Raw genomic sequence first — 20,749 nt, 5'->3', positions numbered from 1 at the left:
CAAGGTGTTCCGGACCGGGGGGGTGGCTGCCTCCGCCCCTCCCGTCGAGTCCGCAAAGCCTGCTGCGCGTGTGTTCCGGGATGGTGACGCGGCGCGATCCGCCAAGATGAAACCGGAACCGGCTGTCAAGGAGAGCGGGGGCAAGTCCGTTCCGCAGACTGCCGCGCAGGGCGGCGGAGGACAGGGCGGAAAAGGCGGCACGCCCGATTTTCACCGCAGGCTGGGTCCGGTCGATTACGCGCGGACGCTGAAGGATACGCAACTGCGCATCCGTGCGAACCTGCTGTTCGTGGCCTTGATGACCTGCGCGACCAATGTGCTGATCCTTGCGATCCCGATCTATCTGTTCCAGATCTCGGACCGGGTTCTTACCTCGCGCTCGACCGATACGCTGGTGATGCTGACCATCGTCATCGTGGGCGCGATCGTGGTGCAGGCGCTTCTGGATGCCGTGCGCCGCTTCGTGCTGATGCGCACCGCCGTCGATGTGGCGGCACGGCTTGGCGCGCCGATCCTGTCGGCGGCTGCCCAGGCGGCGCTGCATTCCAACGGGCGCGAATACCAGACGCTTGGCGATTTGCAGCAGTTGCGCGGCTTTCTGGTCTCGGGCACGCTGATCTCGTTTCTCGATGTCCCGTTCACGCCGCTCTTCATCCTTGCGGTCTTTCTGATCCACCCGCATCTGGGAATGATCGTAGTGGTGACGGCCGCGATGCTGGCGGTCTTCGCGCTGATCAACCAGCGCATCACCTCCGAGGGGTTCCGCCGCGCGACGCTGCATCAAAGCCGCGCGAACCTGCATCTGGAATCGATGTCGCGCAACAGCCAGATCATCAACGCCATGGCCATGATCCCCGAGGCGGTGACGATCTGGGGCCGCGACACGGCCGCGTCCCTGCGCGCGCAGGTGCAGGCGCAGGACCGCAACATCATGACGGCCTCGGCCTCGCGCATGGTGCGGCTTCTGACGCAGATCGGCATGCTGGGCTGGGGCGCGTGGCTGGCGCTTGATGGGCAGATCACCGGGGGGATGGTGATCGCGGCCTCGATCGTGGCGGGCCGCGCCCTTGCGCCGATCGAGGGCTCGATTGAAGGCTGGAACCACTTCCTTCTGGCGCGCGCGGCCTATGACCGCGTGGCGGGGCTCTTGCGGGCCTCGGCGCAGAAATTCGACAAGCTGCGCCTGCCCCGGCCCGAAGGGCGGCTGGACGTTGAGCGGCTGCTTTATGTGCCGGCGGGCACGAAGACGGTGGTGCTGAACGCGCTGTCCTTCTCGCTCGCGCCGGGTGAATCGCTGGCGATCATCGGGAATTCGGGCGCGGGCAAGACCACGCTTGGCAAGATGCTGGTGGGCTCGATCCTGCCCACCTCGGGGGCGGTGCGACTGGACCTGATGGACCTGCGCAACTGGGACCCGCGCCAACTGGGCGAGATCGTGGGCTACCTGCCGCAGGACGTGCAGCTGTTCCCCGGCACGATCAAGGCCAATATCGGCCGCATGCGCGAAAGCGCCAGCGACGAAGAGATCCACCGCGCCGCGATGCTGGCCGATGTGCACGACATGATCGCCTCGCTCCCGCAGGGCTATGAAACCGTGGTGGCGGGCGACGGATCGCCGCTTTCGGGCGGGCAGAAGCAACGCATCGGGCTGGCCCGCGCCTTTTTCGGCGGGCCGAAATTCGTGGTGCTGGACGAGCCGAACTCGAATCTCGACACCGCGGGGGACCAGGCGCTCGTGCGTGCGCTTGGCCATGCGCGGGCCAACGGGATCACCACCGTGGTCGTGACGCAGAAGCCTTCGCTTCTGTCCGCCGTGGACAAGATCATGTTGCTGGCAGACGGCAATATCGTGCTGTTCGGCTGGCGCGATCAGGTCCTGGCCGAGCTTCAGAAGCGCCAGCGTCAGGCCATGGCCCCGCGCCCGCAGCCCCCGCAATCGCTGCAAGGAGCCCCGGCATGAGCCAGACCGACCCGCTTCTGCCCGCCAGTTCCGCCATCTGGTATGAGGATGTCCCGCGCAGCATCCGCAGCCATGTGCTGACCGGGCTTCTGATCATGGGGCTTGCCTTCGGCGGCTTCGGGGTCTGGGCCTTCACCGCGCCGCTCGCGGCCGCGATCATGGCGCCGGGCTCCTTCGTCGCCACCGGGCGCAACAAGATGATCCAGCACCTCGAAGGCGGCATCATCAAGGAGATCATGGTCTCCGAGGGCGATTTTGTCGATGCGGGCGCGCCGCTCATGCGGCTTGACGAAACCGCCGCCATGGCCAACGAACGCGCGCTGTTCCTGCGCCGCGCCCGCCTTGAGGCGATGGAGGCGCGGATCCTGGCCGAATACAATCAGGATTCCGCCCTTGCCTTCCCCGACTGGCTGTCGGCCGCGGCCACCGACCCCGAGATCGCCGGCATGATCGACAGCCAGAAGCTGACTTTCGACATCGGCCATACCCGGCTGCAAAGCGAATTGGCGCTGCTGGGTCGCAACATCTCGGCCCTGAAGGTGCGCGCCGAGGGGTATTCGGCGCAGCTCTCCTCGACCCGCGCGCAGATCGAGATCCTGACCGAAGATCACGACAGCCGCGCGAGCCTGCTCGATGCCGGGCTGATCCGGCGCACCGAGGTCAACGCCCTGCGCCGTGCCATCGCCGAAGCCGAGGGACAGGCCGGGCGGCTTCAGGCCGAGGTGACCGAAGCCGTCGAGATGCAAGAGAAATACAGCGCACAGATGGAGCAGACGATCTCCACCTACCGCCAGGCCGCGCTGGACGAATTGCAGCAGGTCCAGGCCGAACTGGACAGCGTGCGCGAACAGGAACGCAAGGCGTCATCGGTGCTGCGCCGCGTGGTGATCGACGCCCCGGTTTCCGGCACGGTGGTGCGGCTGAACTATTCCGGCGCCGGCGGCGTGGTCGAGGCCGGCAAGGTCATCGCGGAAATCCTGCCCTCGGACGTGCCCCTGATCATCGAAACGCTGATCGCGCGGACCGATATCGACAATGTGCGGCTGGGGCAGGGGGCGGCGGTGCGCCTGATCGCGCTCAACCAGCGGACGACGCCGATCCTGCAAGGCAAGGTCTTCTACGTCTCGGCCGATGCTATCGCCGACAAGAACGCCGAGGGCCTTGCGCAACGCGAAGTCTATCTGGCGCGGATCGAACTGCCGGCCGCGGAACTGCGCCGCGTGCCGGGCTTCGCACCCATGCCCGGCATGCCGGTCGAGGTGATGATCCAGACGGCCGAACGCACCTTCGCGCAATATATCGCCAAGCCGATCACGGATTCCATGCAGCGCGCCTTCCGCGAGAACTGAGCCTCGGCAACAAGACCCCGCGCTCAGACCCCGCGCGACAGCGCCGCCACGCCCGTGCGCGCCACATCCAGCAGACCCAGCGGGCGCATCAGCTCCGCGAAGGCGTCGATCTTCTCGGGCGTTCCGGTGATCTCGAAGACAAAGCTCTCCAGCGTCGAATCCACCACATTGGCGCGGAAGATATCGGCCAGCCGCAGCGCCTCCACGCGCTTCTCGCCCGTGCCGCCCACCTTGAACAGCGCCAGCTCCCGCTCGACCGAGGCCCCCTCGACGGTCAGGTCATGCACCTCGTGCACCGGCACGATGCGGCCGATCTGCGCCTTGATCTGTTCGATCACCGCCTCGGTGCCGCGCGTGACGATGGTGATGCGCGAACGGTGCCCCTTGTGGTCCACCTCGGCCACGGTCAGGCTGTCGATATTGTAGCCCCGCCCCGAGAACAGGCCGATCACCCGCGCCAGCACCCCCGCCTCGTTGTCGACGATCACCGCCAGCGTGTGCGAACTGACGACATCGGAATGGAAATCGCGCAGGTCATAGGCCGAATGCGACGTGGCACCCTTCTTGATGTTCAGAGCGGCCATTGCCTCTCTCCTCTTTCATCTTCGTTCAAATATCCCGCGGGGGTCCGGGGGCGCGCAGCCCCCGGTCCGGCAGGGTTACACAAGCACCGCACCGCCGGCCTGAATTGCGCCCTCGGTCGAGGCATCGCCCAGAAGCATCTCGTTATGCGGCTTGCCCGAGGGGATCATCGGGAAGCAGTTCTCGTGCTTCTCCACCAGGCAGTCGAACAGCACCGGCCCGTCGTGATCCAGCATCTCCTGGATCGCATCGTCAAGTTTCGCCGGATCGTCGCAGCGGATGCCCTTCCAGCCAAAGCTCTCGGCCAGCTTCACGAAATCGGGCAGGCTCTCGGACCAGGAATGCGAATAGCGCTCGCCATGCAGAAGCTGCTGCCACTGGCGCACCATGCCAAGACGCTCGTTGTTCAGGATGAACTGCTTGACCGGCGCGCGGAACTGCGTGGCGGTGCCCAGTTCCTGCATGTTCATCAGCCAGCTCGCCTCGCCGGCGACATTGATCACCAGCGCGTCGGGATGGGCGATCTGCACCCCGATCGAGGCGGGAAAGCCGTAGCCCATCGTGCCAAGGCCGCCCGAGGTCATCCAGCGGTTCGGCGCGTCGAAGCCCAAAAACTGCGCGGCCCACATCTGGTGCTGGCCGACCTCGGTCGTGATATAGCGATCGCGCCCCTTGGTCAGGGCTTCCAGCCGCTGCAAGGCATATTGCGGCTTGATGGTCTTTTGCGAGGGTGCGTAAGACAGGCAGTCCTTCGCCTTCCACTCCTCGATGCGGGCCCACCATTTCTGCAACCCGGCCTTGTTGACCTTGCGCCCGCGGGCCTTCCAGACCTTCAGGATATCCTCAAGCACATGGCCCACATCGCCGATGATCGGCAGCTCGACCGGGATCACCTTGTTGATCGAGGAGGCGTCGATATCCACATGCGCCTTGCGCGACTTGGGCGAGAAATCGGCCAGCCGCCCGGTGATCCGGTCGTCGAACCGGGCGCCCAGGTTGATCATCAGATCGCAGCCATGCATCGCCAGGTTCGCCTCGTAGAGGCCGTGCATCCCCAGCATACCCAGCCAGTTCTTTCCGCTGGCCGGATAAGCACCAAGCCCCATCAGCGTAGAGGTGATCGGAAAGCCGGTGGCGTCCACCAGCTCGCGCAAGAGCTGGCTTGCACCGGGGCCCGAGTTGATCACGCCGCCGCCGGTGTAGAACACGGGCCGCTCGGCGGTTTCCATCAGCTCGACCAGCCGGGTGATCGCGTCGATATCGCCCTTCACGCGGGGCTGGTAATGATCGACGCGTGCCTGCTTCGGCCCCGAATAGGTACCGGTGGCGAATTGCACGTCCTTGGGAATGTCGATCAGCACCGGGCCGGGCCGGCCCGAGGTGGCGACATGGAAGGCCTGATGGATGGTTTCGGACAGCCGCTCGGTATCCTTCACCAGCCAGTTGTGCTTGGTGCAGGGGCGGGTGATGCCGACGGTATCGGCCTCCTGGAAGCCGTCGGTGCCGATCATGAAGGTCGGCACCTGCCCGGAGAACACCACCACCGGGATCGAATCCATCAGCGCATCGACCATGCCGGTCACCGCATTGGTCGCGCCGGGCCCCGAGGTCACCAGAACCACGCCGGGCTTGCCGGTCGAACGGGCATAGCCCTCGGCCATGTGCACGGCGGCCTGTTCGTGGCGCACAAGGATATGGCGGATGTCGTTTTGCTGGAAGATCTCGTCATAGATCGGCAGGACGGCGCCGCCGGGATAGCCGAAAATTGTATCGACGCCCTGATCCTTCAGAGCTTGCACCACCATCTTCGCGCCGGTCATCTGCCGTGACATCATCTCAACTCCATCAACCCGTTTCGCAACAAAAAGCCCCCGTTCTGGCGGGGGCGCATGGGAACCATCATGGTCTTGCCGTTACCGGCCCATGCGCGAGGTTCCTACGACGACAAGGATCGCGTCCATCGCGCTCCCCTCCTTCTGTTGCGTTGGGCGGACATTATGACTGCATGCGAGGGGCGTCAACGGCAAAACCGTGAATATAATGTCGCGGTGCGGCGTTTTTGTTTTCTTTTGTTGCGCCGTGCCGTGTTGCGTGGGCAAGATTCGGGAAATCAAGCCGGGTTTCGGCCCGAAATCCGCCCCGCCGATCCCGTTTTTCGGGCGGCATGGCCCGTCCTGTCGCCGCATCCTGCGGTGGGCCGGGAACGCAGACGCGGCACGAACCTGCAAAACTGGTAAGAAAATAAAACCAGAATGAGCCAAAACCTTGACGCGCGCCCCGTGCTCGGCCATGAGAAACCAAAGCCCCCGTGTCGTGGGGCAGAGTGTAAAGGGGAGGATCAAGATGGGCGGTATGCTTGCCCTGTCTCGCGCCATCGACCGCGTGAACGAGCTGATCGGCAAAAGCGTGTCCTGGCTAATCCTGATCGCGGTGCTGGTCAGTGCGACCAACGCGATCATTCGCAAGACGCTGAATACCTCGTCGAATGCCTGGCTGGAGCTGCAATGGTATCTCTATGGCGCGGCCTTCCTGCTGGCGGCGGCCTATACGCTCAAGCAGAACGAGCATATCCGCATCGACATCGTCTACGGGGCCTTCTCGCGCCGGGTGCAGCACTGGATCGACCTTCTGGGGCATTTCCTGTTCCTGATGCCTTTCGTGCTGGTGATGCTCTATCTGCTCTTTCCCTATGTGATGCTGTCCGTGCGCTCGGGCGAGGTGTCGACCAATTCGGGCGGGCTGATCATCTGGCCGGCCAAGGCGCTGATCCTTGCGGGCTTCGTGCTGCTGTTCGCGCAAGGCATCTCGGAGATCATCAAGAAGATCGCCGTCATGCGTGGCCTGATCGAGGACCCGACGCCCTTCACCGGCCATCACGCCCCCGATCTGGGCATGGATGACGCCCCCGAAGCCGCAAGCGACGAGGAGGCGCGCAAATGATGGAGTTCATCGCTCAGAACATGGCGCCGATCATGTTCGCCTCGCTCGTGTTCTTCCTGCTGATCGGCTATCCGGTGGCCTTCGCCCTGGCCGCCAATGGGCTTTTGTTCTTCGTCATCGGGGTCGAGCTGGCGCCGCTGTCGAACGGCACGATCAACCTGTCATGGCCGCTTCTGAACGCGATGCCCGAACGGTTCTGGGGGGTGCTGTCGAACGAGACGTTGCTGGCCATTCCCTTCTTCACCTTCATGGGGATCGTGCTGGAACGATCGGGCATGGCCGAGGATCTTCTGGATACGATCGGCCAGCTGTTCGGCCCGGTGCGCGGCGGCTTGGCCTATGCGGTCATCATTGTGGGGGCGCTGCTGGCGGCTACTACGGGGGTTGTTGCGGCCTCGGTCATCGCGATGGGGCTGATCTCGTTGCCGATCATGCTGCGCTATGGCTATGACCGGAGCATCGCCTCGGGGGTCATCGCAGCCTCGGGGACGCTGGCGCAGATCATCCCGCCCTCGCTCGTGCTGATCGTGCTGGCCGACCAGCTGGGCCGTTCGGTAGGCGACATGTACAAGGGAGCACTGATCCCCGGCCTGATCCTGACGGGGATCTATCTGGGATATGTGGCCGTGATGTCGATCATCCGGCCCAATTCGATGCCCGCCCTGCCGAAAGAGGCGCGCACGCTCGGCTCGGGTGTGACCTCGCTTCTGGTGGCCATCGCCCTTGCGGTTGCCATCTTTTGGTTCGGCCGCGACTGGATGGACAAGGATCACGGCTCGAACGCCGACATTCTTGCCGCCGCGCTTGCGGTGATCGTGATCTATGTCGTTGCGCTACTGGACAAGGCGCTGAAGATCAACCTGATGAGCCGCCTTGCCCAGCAGGTCGTGATCGTGCTGATCCCGCCGCTGGCGCTGATCTTCCTGGTTCTGGGCACGATCTTCCTTGGCGTCGCCACCCCGACCGAGGGTGGCGCGATGGGGGCCGTGGGCGCGCTTGTGCTGGCGGCTGCCAAACGGCGCCTGACGCTTGAGGTGATCCAGCAGGCGCTTGCCTCGACCACGCGGCTGTCGGCCTTCGTGATGTTCATCCTTCTGGGCGCGCGGGTCTTTTCGCTCACCTTCTACGGCGTGAACGGGCACCTGTGGGTCGAGCATCTGCTGACCTCGTTGCCGGGCGGAGAGATGGGTTTCCTGATCGTCGTGTCGATCCTGGTCTTCCTGCTGGCCTTCTTCCTTGATTTCTTCGAGCTGGCCTTCATCATCGTGCCGCTTCTCGCACCAGCGGCGGAAAGCCTCGGGATCGACCTGATCTGGTTCGGGGTGATCCTCGGGGTGAACATGCAGACCTCGTTCATGCATCCGCCCTTCGGATTTGCGCTGTTCTACCTGCGCTCGGTCGCACCGCGTGCACCGTTCCTCGACAAGGTGACAGGCAAGCTGACCGATCCGGTGAAAACCTCGCAGATCTATTGGGGTGCGGTTCCCTTCGTGTTCATCCAGATCCTGATGATCGCGATCGTGATCTCGTTCCCCGGCATGGTGATGCATTACAAGGGGCCGGCGGTCGATACTTCGAACTTCGAGATGAAGCTGCCCGAGATGCCCGGCCTTGGCGGGCTGGGCGGGGGGCTTGGCCTGCCTGCACCGGGGGCATCCGGCGGCGGACTCGGGGGCGGGTTGCCCGCGCCTGGCGGGCTTGGCGGGTTGCCGCCGCTTGGCACGCCGCCCAGCATCCCCGGCAACTAGGTCGGGCGAAACGGATCGAGCCGGCGGCCCTTTGGCCGCCGGTTTCCTTTTGAGCGGGCCAGGGGCGGGGAATGCCGGGCCGACCGGGCGGCAGAACGCAAAAGGCCCCGGACATGCGCCGGGGCCTTTCGCGTTGTCGGAGGATGTCCTTACAGCTTGCCGTTGCGCTGCTGGATCATCATGAAGGTGTCGTAGTTGTATTCCGCGACCTGGGTCCAGAGATAGTTCTCGGCACGGAACGCCTTGATCGACTCCCAGATCTTCTTGAAGTCGGCGTTGTTGGCTTCCATCTCGGCATAGACCTCGTTGGCCGCATTGAAGCAGGCCTCGAGGATCTCGGGCGAGAAGGGGCGCAGTTGCGCGCCATTGGCCACGAGAGATTTCAGTGCGAAGGGGTTCTTGTAGTCATACTTCTGAAGCATGTCCGCGTCTGTCGCCTGGGCTGCGGTGCGCAGCAGCGACTGATAGGCCGCGGGCAGACCGTCATAGGCAGCCTTGTTGAACATGAAGTGGACGGTCGGGCCACCTTCCCACCAGCCGGGATAGTAGTAGTAGGGTGCGACCTTGTAGAAGCCCAGCTTCTCGTCGTCATAGGGGCCGACCCATTCCGAACCGTCGATCGTGCCTTTTTCGAGCGAGGGATAGATGTCGCCGCCGGCAATCTGCTGCGGTACCACGCCCAGCTTTTCCACGACCTTGCCGGCAAAGCCCCCGATGCGCATCTTGAGGCCCTTAAGGTCTTCGACGGTGTTGATTTCCTTGCGGAACCAGCCACCCATCTGCACGCCGGTATTGCCGCCGGGCAACGCGACCAGGCCCTGCTTGGCCATGAACTCGTTGTAAAGGTCGATGCCGCCGCCGTGGTATTGCCAGGCGTTCATGCCGCGCGCCGAAAGCGCGAAGGGAACCGCCGCGCCAACCGCCCAGGTCGGATCCTTGCCCCAGTAGTAGTATCCCACCGTGTGACAGGCCTCGACCGTCGCATTGGCGGCCGCGTCGGCTGCCTGCAGACCGGGAACGATCTCGCCTGCGGCGAACACCTGGATCTGGAAGTTGCCGTCAGTCGCTTCGGATACCATCTTGGACAGGACTTCGGCGCCGCCGTAGATCGTGTCGAGCGATTTCGGGAAGGACGAGGTCAGCCGCCAGGTCACTTTCGGCGCGGCTTGCGCCAGGGCAGGTGCTGCGAGGCCGACAGCGGCCGTGCCGACGGCGGCCTTGGTCAGGAATGAACGACGATCCATGTATCTCCTCCGGTCTATGGATTTCGGGGCGATTGTGCCTTGCGCCCCGCCATCGCGAAGTTTGCACAGCCCGCGCGCTCTGTCCAGCGCGGCGCGTGCTGTGCGAAGGCCGTGATGCGCATTTTGCGCGGCACCTTGCCCGGTTGCGCAAAAACCCGGCAATGCCGCGCAACTACCTGAGAATGAATGGCTTCCGGCAATCGCAACCAGAGGCAGGGAGGGCCGGTTCAGGGCGCCCTGGTGTCGGGAAGCGCGATGCGCGCGACCTGTTCGGCGATCGGATCTACGGAAAGGGGATGGGTCTCTCCGCTGTGGTCTTCGGGGTTGCCGATGGGTTGCCATTCGCCGCTCTTGAAGATCTCGAGCGCGGCGAAATTGGCCTTGTAGCCCATCTTGCGGCTACCCGGCACCCAGTAGCCAAGATAAACATAGGGCAGGCCGGCATTGCGGGCGATCTCGACATGATCGAGGATCAGGTAGGTGCCAAGAGACGATCCGATACGTTCGGGATCGAAGAAGCTGTAGACCATGCTCAGTCCGTCATCGAGAACGTCCGTCAGGCACACGGCGGTCAATGCGCGCCCCTCTTCGGCGGTGGCCGAGCGGTATTCGATCACGCGGGATTTGACCGGCGTCTCCTCGATCATCGCGGCGAATTCGAAGATGTCCATGTCGGCCATGCCGCCATCGGCATGGCGCTGGTCCAGATAGCGGCGGAACAGATCGAACTGTTCCTCGGTGGCCCAGGGGCTTGTGGCGGTGCGCGACAGGTCGGTGTTGCGCCGCAACACGCGCCGTTGCGTGCGGCTTGGCGCGAAATCCGCAACCCGGATGCGGGCCGACAGGCAGGCGGTGCAATCGGCGCAGGAGGGGCGGTAAAGGACGTTCTGCGAACGGCGGAATCCTTGCCGCGACAGCGCGTTGTTCAGCTTTTCCGCGTTCTCGCCCTGAAGCGCGGTGAACAGCTTACGCTCGGACCGCCCGTCCAGATAGGGACAGGGTTGCGGCGCGGTCACATAGAACTGCGGAGCAAGCGGAAGCGAATGGCGCATGATCTCGGGTACAAGGTTCCGTGTTTCAAGGCAGAGGCTAACAACTGTTGAGTTTTTCGCCAAGCATTTCCTTAAGTAACAAGCCCCGCCCGGAGGGGCGGGGCTTCGGGGCCTGAGCTGGATCAGCCTGAAAGGGCCTTAGTAGAGGCCGCGCCGATCATCCTGATCGGGCTTTGCCGGAGCTTCGTCATCCGTTTCGGCAGCGGCGCGCGCGCGATCTTCCATATACTGGTCGAACTCGGCCTTGTCGCGGCTGGCGCGCAGGCGGGCGAGGAAGCTTTCGAACTCTTCCTGTTCGCGTTCCAGCCGGGCCAGCGTGTCGGCCTTGTAGGCGTCGAAGGCCGAATTGCCGGTCAGCCCGCCCATGCGGCGTGCGGCGTAGTGATGGGAATGCTGGCCATGGCGGGCCATGTGGCGGGAATGGGCGCAACCTTTGAACATGCGTTTGCTCCAGATCATATAGGCCAGCAGCGCGAGGCCGACCGGCCAGAAGGCGATGAAACCGAGGATCATGGCCGCGATCCAGGCCCCGCGGCCCTTCGAATCCAGCCAGTCCTCGGCGCGGGTAAACCAGTTGCCGCGGCGCAGGGCCGTGGCATCGGAAGGGTAGGCGGCATAGGCAGACATGGGCTTCTCCGTCGCTTTGCAATGGGGCCGTAACGGGCGTTCCGCCTTCGGCCGGTTGATGTAAACACTATTCACATAACCCAAGATCGGAATGGGGGCGGACCATTGCAAGGGGCAATGTAAACATTTTTCACATTACCCGGCGATCGCCCGGATCTTCCGGGCCGGCGGGGGCGCCTACTCGACGAAATCGCCCAGGGTGGCGCCGGTCACGCGGTGCAGATCGGGGGGGGCGATGGCAAAGACGTGGCGCGGCGTGCCGGCGGCGGCCCAGACCGTGTCGAACTCCATCAGCCGCGGGTCGAGAAAGCTTTGCACCGGCGCGGTATGGCCAAGCGGGGCGACCCCGCCGATGGCGAAGCCGGTCTCGGCCCGGATCAGCGCGGCATCGGCCTTGCCAAGGGGCTCGCCCGCAAGCGCGCTTGCCTTTTGCGCACAGACCCGGTTGCCACCCGCCGTGATGAACAGCACGACATGGCCCGAGGTCTCGCCGCGAAAGATGATCGACTTGGCGATCTGGTCGACCGCGCAGCCGACCGCCTCGGCGGCCATCGCGGCGGTGCGCGCCTCGCCGGGTTCGCGCAGATCGGGGGTGATGCCCGCGGCCTGAAGCGCGGCCTTCACGCGGTTGACGCTTTTGCTCATCTCGGTGCCCCCTTTTGTCCGTGCGGGGGCATTAATACAAACTGCGCGCCGGGGCGGAAGCCCCGTTGACGTGGGCACCGGGCAGGATAGTCTTCGCGCCATGAGCTTTGCACCCCGCCTGACCCGCTGTCCCATTCCCTATGAGCCCGATCGCGGCGCCGACATTGCCGGAGGCTTTGCCGAACTGGCACCCGAGCTGCGCGATCTGGTGGCGGGCACGGCCGGTTGCAGCCCCTTCTTGGCCGGGCTTCTGACGCGCGAGCGGGACTGGATCGCCGAGGCCCTTTCGGGCACGCCCGAGGCCGCGCTTGAAACCGCTTTCGCGGCGCTGCCGGGGCTGGAGGTGGACGCCCTTGCCGACGGGCTGCGGATTGCCAAGCGGCGCGTGGGGCTTTTGTCGGCGCTTGCCGATCTGGGGGGCGTCTGGCCGCTGGAGCAGGTGACCGGCGCGCTGACGCGGCTGGCCGATGTCGCGGTGGATCTGTCGCTGAAGCGCCTTGTGGGCGAGGAGATCCGGCGCGGCAAGCTGCCCGGCGCGGTGGCCGATGATGCGGAATGCGCGGGCGGAATGGTGGCGCTTGCGATGGGCAAGATGGGCGCGGGTGAACTGAACTACTCGTCCGATATCGACCTGATCTGCCTGTTCGACGAAAGCCGCTATGACGCGGATGACCAGATGGAGGCGCGCGCCGCCTTCATCCGGGTCGCGCGCAAGATGACGGCGATGCTGTCGGACCTGACGGCCGAGGGCTATGTCTTCCGCACCGATCTGCGCCTGCGCCCCGATGCCAGCGTGACGCCGGTCTGCATTTCGATGGCGGCGGCCGAGCTTTACTACGAGGCCGAGGGGCGCACATGGGAACGCGCGGCCTATATCAAGGCGCGGCCCTGCGGCGGCGACATCGCGGCGGGCGGGCGCTTTTTGCAGGCGCTGACGCCCTTCGTCTGGCGCCGCCATCTGGATTTTGCGGCGATCCAGGATGCCCATGACATGCGGCTGCGGATCCGCGACCACAAGGGCCTGCACGGGCCGATCACGCTGGCCGGGCACAACATGAAGCTCGGGCAGGGCGGTATCCGCGAGATCGAGTTCTTCACCCAGACCCGCCAGCTTATCGCGGGCGGGCGCGACCCCGACCTGCGCGACCGCACCACGGTGGGCGGGCTGGCCGCGCTTGCCGCAAAGGGCTGGGTGCCCGACCCGGTCGCGCGGGAACTGACCGAGCAGTATCGCCACCACCGCGAGGTCGAGCATCGCATCCAGATGATCAACGATGCCCAGACCCATCTTCTGCCGAGCTCGGCCGAAGGGATCGACCGGATCGCGCGGCTGATGGGGGCGGGCGATACCGAGGCCTGGGGCAAGGCGCTGATCGCGCGGCTCGAGCGCGTCGAGGAACTGACCGGGGCCTTCTTCTCCCCCGGCGAGGCCGCCGATGCGCCCGACTTGTCGCCTGCCGCGCGCGCCATCGTCGATGGCTGGCGGGCCTATCCGGCGCTGCGCTCGGCCCGTGCGCAGGGGATCTTCCGCCGCGTGGAGCCGGAGATCCTGCGCCGCATGCAACGCGCCTCGAACCCCGAAGAGGCGCTGCGCCAGTTCGATGGTTTTCTGGCGCGCCTGCCCGCGGGGGTGCAGCTCTTCTCGCTTTTCGAGGCCAATCCGCAGCTGATCGACCTGATCGTCGACATTTGCGCCACGGCGCCGGGGCTCGCGGCGCATCTGTCGCGCAATGCGGGCGTTCTGGATGCCGTTCTGGGTGGGTCGTTCTTCGCCCCGTGGCCGGGCCGGGCCGGTCTGGCCGAGACCCTGGAGGCCGAGCTTGAGCAGGCCGGGGACTACGAGAAAAAACTTGACGCAACAAGGCGTTGGGCGAAGGAGTGGAAGTTCCGTATCGGCGTTCATCACCTGCGCAGCCTTGTCGATGCCTCGGAGGTGGCGCGTCAATATGCCGATCTGGCGGGGGTGGCGGTAGCCGCGCTCTGGCCGCAGGTGCAGGCCGAATTCGCGCAGCGCCACGGCCCGCCGCCGGGCCGCGGGGCGGTGGTTCTTGGCATGGGCTCGCTTGGGGCCGAGCGGCTGAACGCGTCGTCGGATCTCGATCTGATCGTGATCTACGACCCGCTCGATGCCGACAGTTCCGAGGGGCCGAAGCCGCTGTCGACGCGGCCCTATTACGCGCGGCTGACCCAGGCGCTGATCACCGCGCTGACCGCCCAGATGCCCGAGGGCCGGCTTTACGAGGTCGATATGCGGCTGCGCCCCTCGGGGCGGCAGGGGCCGGTGGCGACCGCGCTGTCATCCTTCCGCAGCTACCAGATGGACGAGGCCTGGACATGGGAGCACCTCGCCCTGACGCGCGCGCGGGTCGTGGCGGGGCCGGCGGATCTGGCGGCCGATGTCGACGCGGTGCGGCTGGAAACCCTGCGCGCCAAGGGGGGCGGCGCGGCGGTGATGCAGGACCTGGCCGACATGCGCGCGCGGATCTTCGCCGCGAAGGCCCCCGATGGCGCCTGGGAGGCCAAGATCGGCCCCGGCCGTTTGCAGGATATCGAGTTGCTGGCGCAAAGCTTCGCGTTGCGCGCGGGCGATCCGGCCCGCCGGGTCGAGGCGCAGCTGCGCGTGGGTCCGCGTGCCGGGCTGATCTCGAGGGAGGACGGAGAGGTTCTGGCCTCGGCCTATCGTTTCCTGTGGCGCCTGCAGGCGGCGGGGCGGCTGCTGACCGACCGCCCGCTGGACATGGGCGCGATCGGCGAGGGCGGGCGCGCCTTCCTTCTGCGCGAGGCCGGAGAACCCGACCTCGATGCCCTTGCCGCGCGGCTTGCACGCACCACCTCAGAGGTGGCCGGGCTGGTCGAGCGGGTTCTCGGGGCCGCGGCGCGGACATCACGGGATTGATTGCATGGCGAGGAGAATCATGGACCTGAAGCTGGCCGACCCCAAGGGGCTGATCCGCGAAAGCTATCGTATCGAGGGGATCGCCCCTTCGGAATGCCGCTCGATATTCCTCGACTGGGCGCTGAGCCTCGCGCCCGGCGTGGATGTCCGCGAGGCGCTGCGCACCCTGCTTGCAACCTATGGCGCAGAGGTGCCGGGGCATCCGATGGATGTGGTGCTGGCCGAGGGGCTGAAGAACCCGGCGGCCGGGCGCGGACGTCGGGGGGGGCGTGCCGCGCGCGTCGAGGGCTAGCGCGGCAGCGCTGCGGCCTCGCGCGCCAGCCGCTCGATCCCGGCCCAGTCCCCGGCCTGAACCAGCGCGTCGGGCGCGACCCAGCTTCCGCCGACGCAAAGCACATTGCGCAGCGACAGGTACTCGCCCGCATTGCCCAGGCTGACCCCGCCCGTGGGGCAGAACGAGACCTGCGGCAAGGGGCCACCAAAGGCCCGCAGCGCCGGCGCGCCACCCGAGACCTCGGCGGGAAAGAACTTCTGCACCGTATAGCCGCGTTCGAGAAGCGCCATGACCTCGGTCGCGGTGGCCGCGCCGGGCAGAAGGGCCAGCCCTTCGTCCTCGCAGGCGGTAACAAGGCTGTCGGTGGCGCCGGGGGACACGCCGAACCGCGCGCCCGCCGCCTTTGCCGCCTTCACGTCGGCGGGGGTCAGAAGCGTGCCGGCGCCGACCACGCCGCCTTCGACATCGGCCATCGCCTGGATCGCCTCGAGCGCGCAAGGCGTGCGCAAGGTCACCTCAAGCACCGGCAGGCCGCCCGCGACAAGTGCTTGGGCCATCGGCACGGCATGATCGGGCGCACGCACCACGATCACCGGGATCACGGGGGCGAGGGTGCACAGCTCGCGGGCGGCAAGCGATTGATCGGCAGGGGTCATTTCCGGTGGTCCTTCGGATCGAACCGCGCAGGGGCGGAGGGGTGGGGAGCCTCCGGCGGGGATATTTGGGCGAAGATGAAGATCAGAGCGATGCGCGGGATGGAAGGCGGCGCCCCGAACCCCGCGGTTGCCCGGTGGGTCGGGGCGCTTTCACCTTCGACGGTCATCGGCGTCCCCGCCTGTACCGTGTGCCCGTTATGCTCCGATCATCCTTTCAGCTTCGTTAAAATATCCCCGCCGGAGGCGAGAAATTCTCAGATCACGACCGAGGCGCCTGTCGTGGAGGGGCCGACAGTGCGGCGGAAGACCTCGAAGAGTTCCCGGCCGGTGCCGTGCCGGTTGGCCGACAGGTCGGCGGTGGCCGCGGGCCGCGTCTCGAAATCGGCGCTCAGGCAGTCGATCGTGCCGTTCGCGGCATCGAGGCGCACGATGTCGCCATCGACCAGCCGTGCGAGCGGGCCGCCATCCGCAGCCTCGGGGCTGACATGGATTGCCGCGGGCACCTTGCCGCTGGCGCCCGACATGCGCCCGTCGGTCAGCAGCGCCACCTTCAGGCCGCGATCCTGCAACACCGAAAGGGTGGGGGTGAGCGAGTGGAGTTCGGGCATGCCGTTTGCGCGCGGTCCCTGGAAACGCACCACGACGACGGTGTCCGTGGTGAACTCGCCCCGCTGAAAGGCCGCGCGGACCTCGGCCTGGTCGTGGAAGATCCGGGCGGGGGCCTCGATCACATGCCGTTCGGATGCCACGGCCGAGATCTTGATGACCCCGCGGCCCAGATTGCCCGAGAGCTGCTTCAGACCGCCGGACCGGGCAAAGCCGTCCCTTGCCGGGCGCAGGATGCGATCGTTGAGCGTATCCGACGGGCCGTCGCGCCATGTCAGCGCGCCCTCGATCAGCCTGGGCTCCTGCGTGTAACGCGCAAGCCCGTCGCCTGCGACGGTGCGGGCATCGGGGTGCAGAAGCCCTGCTTCCAGCAGCTCGCGGATCATAAATTGCAGCCCGCCTGCCGCGTGGAAATGGTTCACATCGGCAAGGCCGTTCGGATAGACCTTGGCCATCAGCGGCACCGCCGAGGAAATGTCGTCGAAATCTTCGAGGTCGAGTTCGATTCCCGCCGCGCGCGCCATCGCCGGCAGGTGCAGCACGAGATTGGTCGAGCCGCCCGTCGCCATCAGCCCCACCAGCCCGTTGACGAAGGCGCGTTCGTCCAGAACCTCGCCCGCGGGGCGGAAATCGTTGCCAAGCGCGGTGATGGCTGCGGCGCGTTTCGCGCCCGCGACGGTCAGCGCTTCGCGCAGCGGGGTGTTGGGGTTGACGAAGCTTGCGCCCGGCAGGTGCAGGCCCATGAACTCCATCAGCATCTGGTTGGTGTTCGCGGTGCCGTAGAAGGTGCAGGTGCCGGGTCCGTGATACGAGGCCATCTCGGCCTCCATCAGCTTGTCGCGGCCGACCTCGCCGGTGGCGAATTGCTGGCGGACCTTGGCCTTTTCGTCGTTCGGCAGGCCCGAGGTCATGGGGCCGGCCGGGATGAATACCGCCGGGACATGCCCGAAGACCGCCGCAGCCATCACGAGCCCCGGAACGATCTTGTCGCAGACGCCAAGATAAAGTGCCGCGTCGAACGTGTTATGGCTGAGCGCGATCCCCGCCGCCATGGCGATCACGTCGCGCGAAAAAAGCGACAGTTCCATCCCCGCCTGGCCCTGGGTGACGCCGTCGCACATCGCGGGCACGCCGCCCGCGACCTGTGCCGTGGCGCCCGCTTCGCGCAGCGCCTGGCGGATCAACGCGGGAAAGCCTTCATAGGGCTGATGCGCCGAGAGCATGTCGTTATAGGCGGTGACGATGCCGATATTGGGCGCCCGCCCGGCGGCAAGGCTGTCCTTGTCCTGTCCCATGGCGGCATAGGCATGCGCTTGATTGCCGCAGGACAGATGCGCGCGCGCGGGTCCCGCTGCGGCGGCCGCGCGGATCCCGGCCAGATAATCGTCGCGCCGTGCCCTGGAACGGGTTCGGATGCGGTCGGTCACGCGTGCAATGGTCGGGTTCAGGGTCATTTCAGCCTCGGGCGGCGGAGAGGGCAGCTCTCCGGTTTGGGCGCGGTTATACTCAGTTAGCGCTAACGGCGCAACCGGATTGCGCCGCCGGCCGGGCGCCGGTCCGCCTCCGGGCGTTGACAGCCGGGGCAAAATTCGCTCGGTTGTTCGCCGAAACCGCTGGACAAGTGTGTAGCGCCGGGCGGTGGCGGAAGGAACGATAGCCATGAGAACGATACGAGTCACGGGTGCATTTGCGCTGATGGTCTTTCTGGGGGGATGCGGACAGCTTGGCCTGCCGTCTGCGGATGCGGCCGCGGTTCCGGATGCGGCGCAACAGGCGCAGCCCTTCGTCCGGCCCGCCTATGAACTGCGTGCGGTCGAGGTGCAGGTTCCCGAGACGTTGCGGGTCTCTGAGGCGAACGCCTATTACCCGCTGGCCGATATCGTCTGGCGCGGCGAAGAGCGTGGCGACCGGCGCGCCCAGGTCCGGGCGATCTTTGAAGAGGCCGCGAAACCTGCCCTCGCCGAACGGACCGACGGGCGCCCCGTGATCGCCGGGATCGAGGTGCAGCGCTTTCATGCCCTGACCGAGAAGGCGCGCTATACCGTGGGCGGGGTGCATTCGATCCGCTTCCTTCTGACGGTCAGGGATGCCGAAAGCGGCGCGATCCTTGAGGAACCCCGGCAGGTGATCGGCGATCTGCGGGCCGCTGGCGGCGGCACCGCGATCGAGGAAGATGCCATGGGGCTGACGCAGAAGGTGCTCATCACCCGCCATTTGGCCGAGGTGATCGGTGCAGAGTTGGCGCCTACGCCGCCACAGCAGGCGGTTGAAGAGGCGGGGCCATAACGCGGAGGCAGGAGTGCTAGGCGCCCCTTTCGCGCAGGGGCCGATGACGCTAAAGGGGGCAGGCCCCAATCAGCGCAGGTCCGACATGCCCAGTGATGCCCCGATCCCCCCGCGCCCCGTCGTGCGCCTGCGCCCCAAGGCCGAGGCCCGCGCGATCCGGCATGGCTTCCCCTGGGTCTATGCCGACGAGCTGGTGACCGACCGGCGCACCGGGGCGCTTGTGCCCGGCACCATCGCCACGCTGGAGGATGCGGAACGCCGCCCGCTGGCCACCGTCACGGTCAACCCGCGCTCGAAGATCATCGCACGGGTGCTGGACCGTGATCCGCAGGCGCAGGTCGGCCGGGCCTGGATCGCCGCGCGGATCGAACGCGCGCTTGCGCTGCGCGCGCGGCTGTTCGATGCGCCCTTCTACCGGCTCGTCCATGCCGAGGCGGACGGGCTTGCGGGCGTCATCATCGACCGTTTCGGCGCGGCCGCCGTGATCCAGCCCAATGCCGCATGGGCCGAAGCCCTGATCGACGACATCGCCGCGGCCCTGGCCGATGTGACCGGGGTGGAGGTCATCGTCAAGAACGGCACCGGCCGTGCGCGCGGGCTGGAAGGGCTGGCCGAGGAAACCGTGGTCCTGCGCGGGGCGCTGGAGGCGCCGGTGCAGGTGCCGATGAACGGCGCGCTCTACATGGCCGACCTTCTGGGCGGGCAAAAGACGGGGCTTTTCTTCGACCAACGCCCGAACCACGCCTTTGCGGCGCGCCTAGCGGGCGGGCAGCGGGTGCTTGACGTGTTTTCCCATGTGGGGGGCTTCGGGCTGGCCGCGCTTGCCGGCGGGGCGGCCGGGGCGCTTGCGGTCGATGCCTCGACGCCGGCGCTTGCGCTTGCGCGGCAGGGGGCCGAGGCGATGGGGGCGGGCGACCGCTTTGCCACCCGTCAGGGTGACGCCTTCGCCACGCTTGAAGCCCTTGCGCAAGAGGGCGCGCAATTCGATCTGGTGATCTGCGATCCGCCGGCTTTCGCGCCCTCGAAACAGGCGCTTCAGGCGGGGCTGCGCGCCTATGAGCGGATCGCGCGGCTGGCCGCGCCGCTGGTGGCGCCGGGGGGATATCTGGCGCTCTGCTCGTGTTCGCATGCCGCCGATCTGACGCAGTTCCGCAATGCAAGCGCGCGCGGCATCGGGCGGGGCGGGCGCCGCGGGCAGTTGCTGCATACGGGCTTTGCCGGGCCGGACCATCCGATGCTGCCGCAACTGGCCGAGACGGGCTATCTCAAGGCGCTGTTCTTCCGGCTGGACGGATGAAGGCGGTTCTGGACGCCTGCGTTCTGGTGCCGACCGTGAAGCGCGAGCTGCTTCTGGGCTGCGCGCGCGCGGGGCTGTTCCAGCCGCTCTGGTCGGCGCGGATCTTTGAGGAATGGGCCCGCGCCGCGGCCCGCTTCGGCCCGGTGGACGAGGCCATGGCCCGCGCTGCCATCGCGCTTTTGCAAGATGAATTCCCCGGCGCGGCGGTGCCGCCCCGTGCGGGGCTGGAGGCGCGGCTGCACCTGCCCGACGAGAACGACATCCACGTTCTGGCCACCGCCATCGCGGGCCATGCCGATGTGATCGTCACCGCGAATGCCGCCGATTTCCCGCGCGGCGTGCTGGCGGGCGAGGGGCTTGAGCGGCGCGATCCCGACGGGTTCCTGTGGGAGCTGTGGTCCTTTCACCCCGAGGCGGTGGCCGCCTGCGCCGAAGCCGTGCGCGCCGAGGCCGAGCGGCTTTCGGGCGCGCCGCAGCCGATCCGAGCCTTGATGAAACGCGCGCGCCTGCCGCGTCTGGGCAAGGCGCTTGCAGGCTGATGCTTGACGCCGCGCGCCGCGGCGCGCATAGCGAAGGGCACGGAGGCG

At 66.6% G+C, this 20,749-nt stretch carries 18 protein-coding genes; 10 read left to right on the top strand and 8 right to left on the bottom strand.

The window, feature by feature from the left end; translation table 11 throughout:
* The first annotated feature begins 106 nt into the window (after positions 1 to 106).
* Together AC4PTO_RS11055 and AC4PTO_RS11050 are read left to right on the top strand one after the other, a co-directional pair.
* On the top strand, positions 107 to 1,960 hold the full coding sequence (locus AC4PTO_RS11055) for a type I secretion system permease/ATPase (RefSeq protein ID WP_492728421.1): 1,854 nt from the start codon (positions 107 to 109) through the stop codon (positions 1,958 to 1,960).
* Positions 1,957 to 3,309 carry an HlyD family type I secretion periplasmic adaptor subunit gene (locus tag AC4PTO_RS11050; protein ID WP_492728419.1) on the top strand — a complete coding sequence of 451 codons (1,353 nt, stop codon included), beginning with the start codon at positions 1,957 to 1,959 and terminating at the stop codon, positions 3,307 to 3,309. Before AC4PTO_RS11055 ends, AC4PTO_RS11050 begins: the two co-directional genes overlap by 4 nt.
* 23 nt (positions 3,310 to 3,332) lie before the next feature.
* Here the strand turns inward: AC4PTO_RS11050 and ilvN are convergent, their stop codons facing one another.
* Together ilvN and AC4PTO_RS11040 are read right to left on the bottom strand one after the other, a co-directional pair.
* Complete coding sequence (ilvN, locus tag AC4PTO_RS11045) at positions 3,333 to 3,893, bottom strand: acetolactate synthase small subunit (protein ID WP_492728417.1); 561 nt, start codon at positions 3,891 to 3,893, stop codon at positions 3,333 to 3,335.
* A 75-nt stretch (positions 3,894 to 3,968) separates the two neighbouring features.
* The gene (locus AC4PTO_RS11040; RefSeq protein WP_492733601.1) at positions 3,969 to 5,723 is read right to left on the bottom strand and encodes an acetolactate synthase 3 large subunit; all 1,755 of its coding nucleotides are present in this window, start codon (positions 5,721 to 5,723) and stop codon (positions 3,969 to 3,971) included.
* A gap of 57 nt (positions 5,724 to 5,780) precedes the next feature.
* On the opposite strand from AC4PTO_RS11040, the gene AC4PTO_RS11035 reads away from it, so the two are divergent.
* The 3 genes from AC4PTO_RS11035 to AC4PTO_RS11025 all read left to right on the top strand — a co-directional run bounded on the left by AC4PTO_RS11035 (position 5,781) and on the right by AC4PTO_RS11025 (position 8,579).
* Positions 5,781 to 6,128 (top strand): hypothetical protein, encoded by a 348-nt coding sequence (locus tag AC4PTO_RS11035; RefSeq protein ID WP_492728415.1) that lies wholly within the window; start codon positions 5,781 to 5,783, stop codon positions 6,126 to 6,128.
* Between the two features lie 106 nt (positions 6,129 to 6,234).
* Positions 6,235 to 6,831 (top strand): TRAP transporter small permease subunit, encoded by a 597-nt coding sequence (locus AC4PTO_RS11030; RefSeq protein WP_492728414.1) that lies wholly within the window; start codon positions 6,235 to 6,237, stop codon positions 6,829 to 6,831.
* Complete coding sequence (locus tag AC4PTO_RS11025) at positions 6,828 to 8,579, top strand: TRAP transporter large permease (RefSeq protein ID WP_492728410.1); 1,752 nt, start codon at positions 6,828 to 6,830, stop codon at positions 8,577 to 8,579. Before AC4PTO_RS11030 ends, AC4PTO_RS11025 begins: the two co-directional genes overlap by 4 nt.
* A gap of 149 nt (positions 8,580 to 8,728) precedes the next feature.
* Here the strand turns inward: AC4PTO_RS11025 and AC4PTO_RS11020 are convergent, their stop codons facing one another.
* From AC4PTO_RS11020 to AC4PTO_RS11005, 4 genes are all read right to left on the bottom strand, one after another.
* Positions 8,729 to 9,823 carry a TRAP transporter substrate-binding protein gene (locus AC4PTO_RS11020; RefSeq protein WP_492728408.1) on the bottom strand — a complete coding sequence of 365 codons (1,095 nt, stop codon included), beginning with the start codon at positions 9,821 to 9,823 and terminating at the stop codon, positions 8,729 to 8,731.
* 227 nt (positions 9,824 to 10,050) lie between these two features.
* A complete protein-coding gene (locus tag AC4PTO_RS11015) occupies positions 10,051 to 10,875 on the bottom strand; it encodes an arginyltransferase (protein WP_492728406.1) in 825 nt (274 codons plus the stop codon).
* Between the two features lie 138 nt (positions 10,876 to 11,013).
* Positions 11,014 to 11,502 (bottom strand): DUF2852 domain-containing protein, encoded by a 489-nt coding sequence (locus AC4PTO_RS11010; protein ID WP_492728404.1) that lies wholly within the window; start codon positions 11,500 to 11,502, stop codon positions 11,014 to 11,016.
* Between the two features lie 177 nt (positions 11,503 to 11,679).
* Positions 11,680 to 12,147, bottom strand: a complete 468-nt coding sequence (locus tag AC4PTO_RS11005; RefSeq protein WP_492728402.1) for a YbaK/EbsC family protein — start codon at positions 12,145 to 12,147, stop codon at positions 11,680 to 11,682.
* Between the two features lie 100 nt (positions 12,148 to 12,247).
* On the opposite strand from AC4PTO_RS11005, the gene AC4PTO_RS11000 reads away from it, so the two are divergent.
* Both AC4PTO_RS11000 and AC4PTO_RS10995 read left to right on the top strand, forming a co-directional pair.
* Entirely contained in the window at positions 12,248 to 15,043 is a 2,796-nt protein-coding gene (locus AC4PTO_RS11000) for a [protein-PII] uridylyltransferase family protein (protein WP_492728400.1), read from the top strand.
* Positions 15,044 to 15,062: 19 nt separating this feature from the next.
* On the top strand, positions 15,063 to 15,335 hold the full coding sequence (locus AC4PTO_RS10995; protein ID WP_492728398.1) for a hypothetical protein: 273 nt from the start codon (positions 15,063 to 15,065) through the stop codon (positions 15,333 to 15,335).
* On the opposite strand, the gene eda is transcribed toward AC4PTO_RS10995, so the two are convergent.
* Positions 15,332 to 15,973 carry a bifunctional 4-hydroxy-2-oxoglutarate aldolase/2-dehydro-3-deoxy-phosphogluconate aldolase gene (gene eda / locus AC4PTO_RS10990; RefSeq protein WP_492728396.1) on the bottom strand — a complete coding sequence of 214 codons (642 nt, stop codon included), beginning with the start codon at positions 15,971 to 15,973 and terminating at the stop codon, positions 15,332 to 15,334. The genes AC4PTO_RS10995 and eda overlap by 4 nt on opposite strands.
* Before the next feature lie 254 nt (positions 15,974 to 16,227).
* Positions 16,228 to 18,033: a phosphogluconate dehydratase gene (edd, locus tag AC4PTO_RS10985; protein ID WP_492728394.1), complete on the bottom strand. Its 1,806-nt coding sequence runs from the start codon at positions 18,031 to 18,033 to the stop codon at positions 16,228 to 16,230.
* Between the two features lie 205 nt (positions 18,034 to 18,238).
* On the opposite strand from edd, the gene AC4PTO_RS10980 reads away from it, so the two are divergent.
* The 3 genes from AC4PTO_RS10980 to AC4PTO_RS10970 all read left to right on the top strand — a co-directional run bounded on the left by AC4PTO_RS10980 (position 18,239) and on the right by AC4PTO_RS10970 (position 20,701).
* On the top strand, positions 18,239 to 18,865 hold the full coding sequence (locus AC4PTO_RS10980) for a DUF6778 family protein (protein ID WP_492728393.1): 627 nt from the start codon (positions 18,239 to 18,241) through the stop codon (positions 18,863 to 18,865).
* A gap of 85 nt (positions 18,866 to 18,950) precedes the next feature.
* Positions 18,951 to 20,162 carry an RSP_2647 family RNA methyltransferase gene (locus AC4PTO_RS10975; protein ID WP_492728392.1) on the top strand — a complete coding sequence of 404 codons (1,212 nt, stop codon included), beginning with the start codon at positions 18,951 to 18,953 and terminating at the stop codon, positions 20,160 to 20,162.
* Entirely contained in the window at positions 20,159 to 20,701 is a 543-nt protein-coding gene (locus tag AC4PTO_RS10970; protein ID WP_492728391.1) for an RSP_2648 family PIN domain-containing protein, read from the top strand. The genes AC4PTO_RS10975 and AC4PTO_RS10970 overlap by 4 nt, the downstream gene beginning before the upstream one ends.
* Positions 20,702 to 20,749: the final 48 nt, after the last annotated feature.

This window comes from Rhodobacter maritimus (assembly GCF_058747975.1).
Note: the sequence above shows the minus strand (reverse complement) of the source record. Positions and strands in the feature narration are given on the sequence as shown.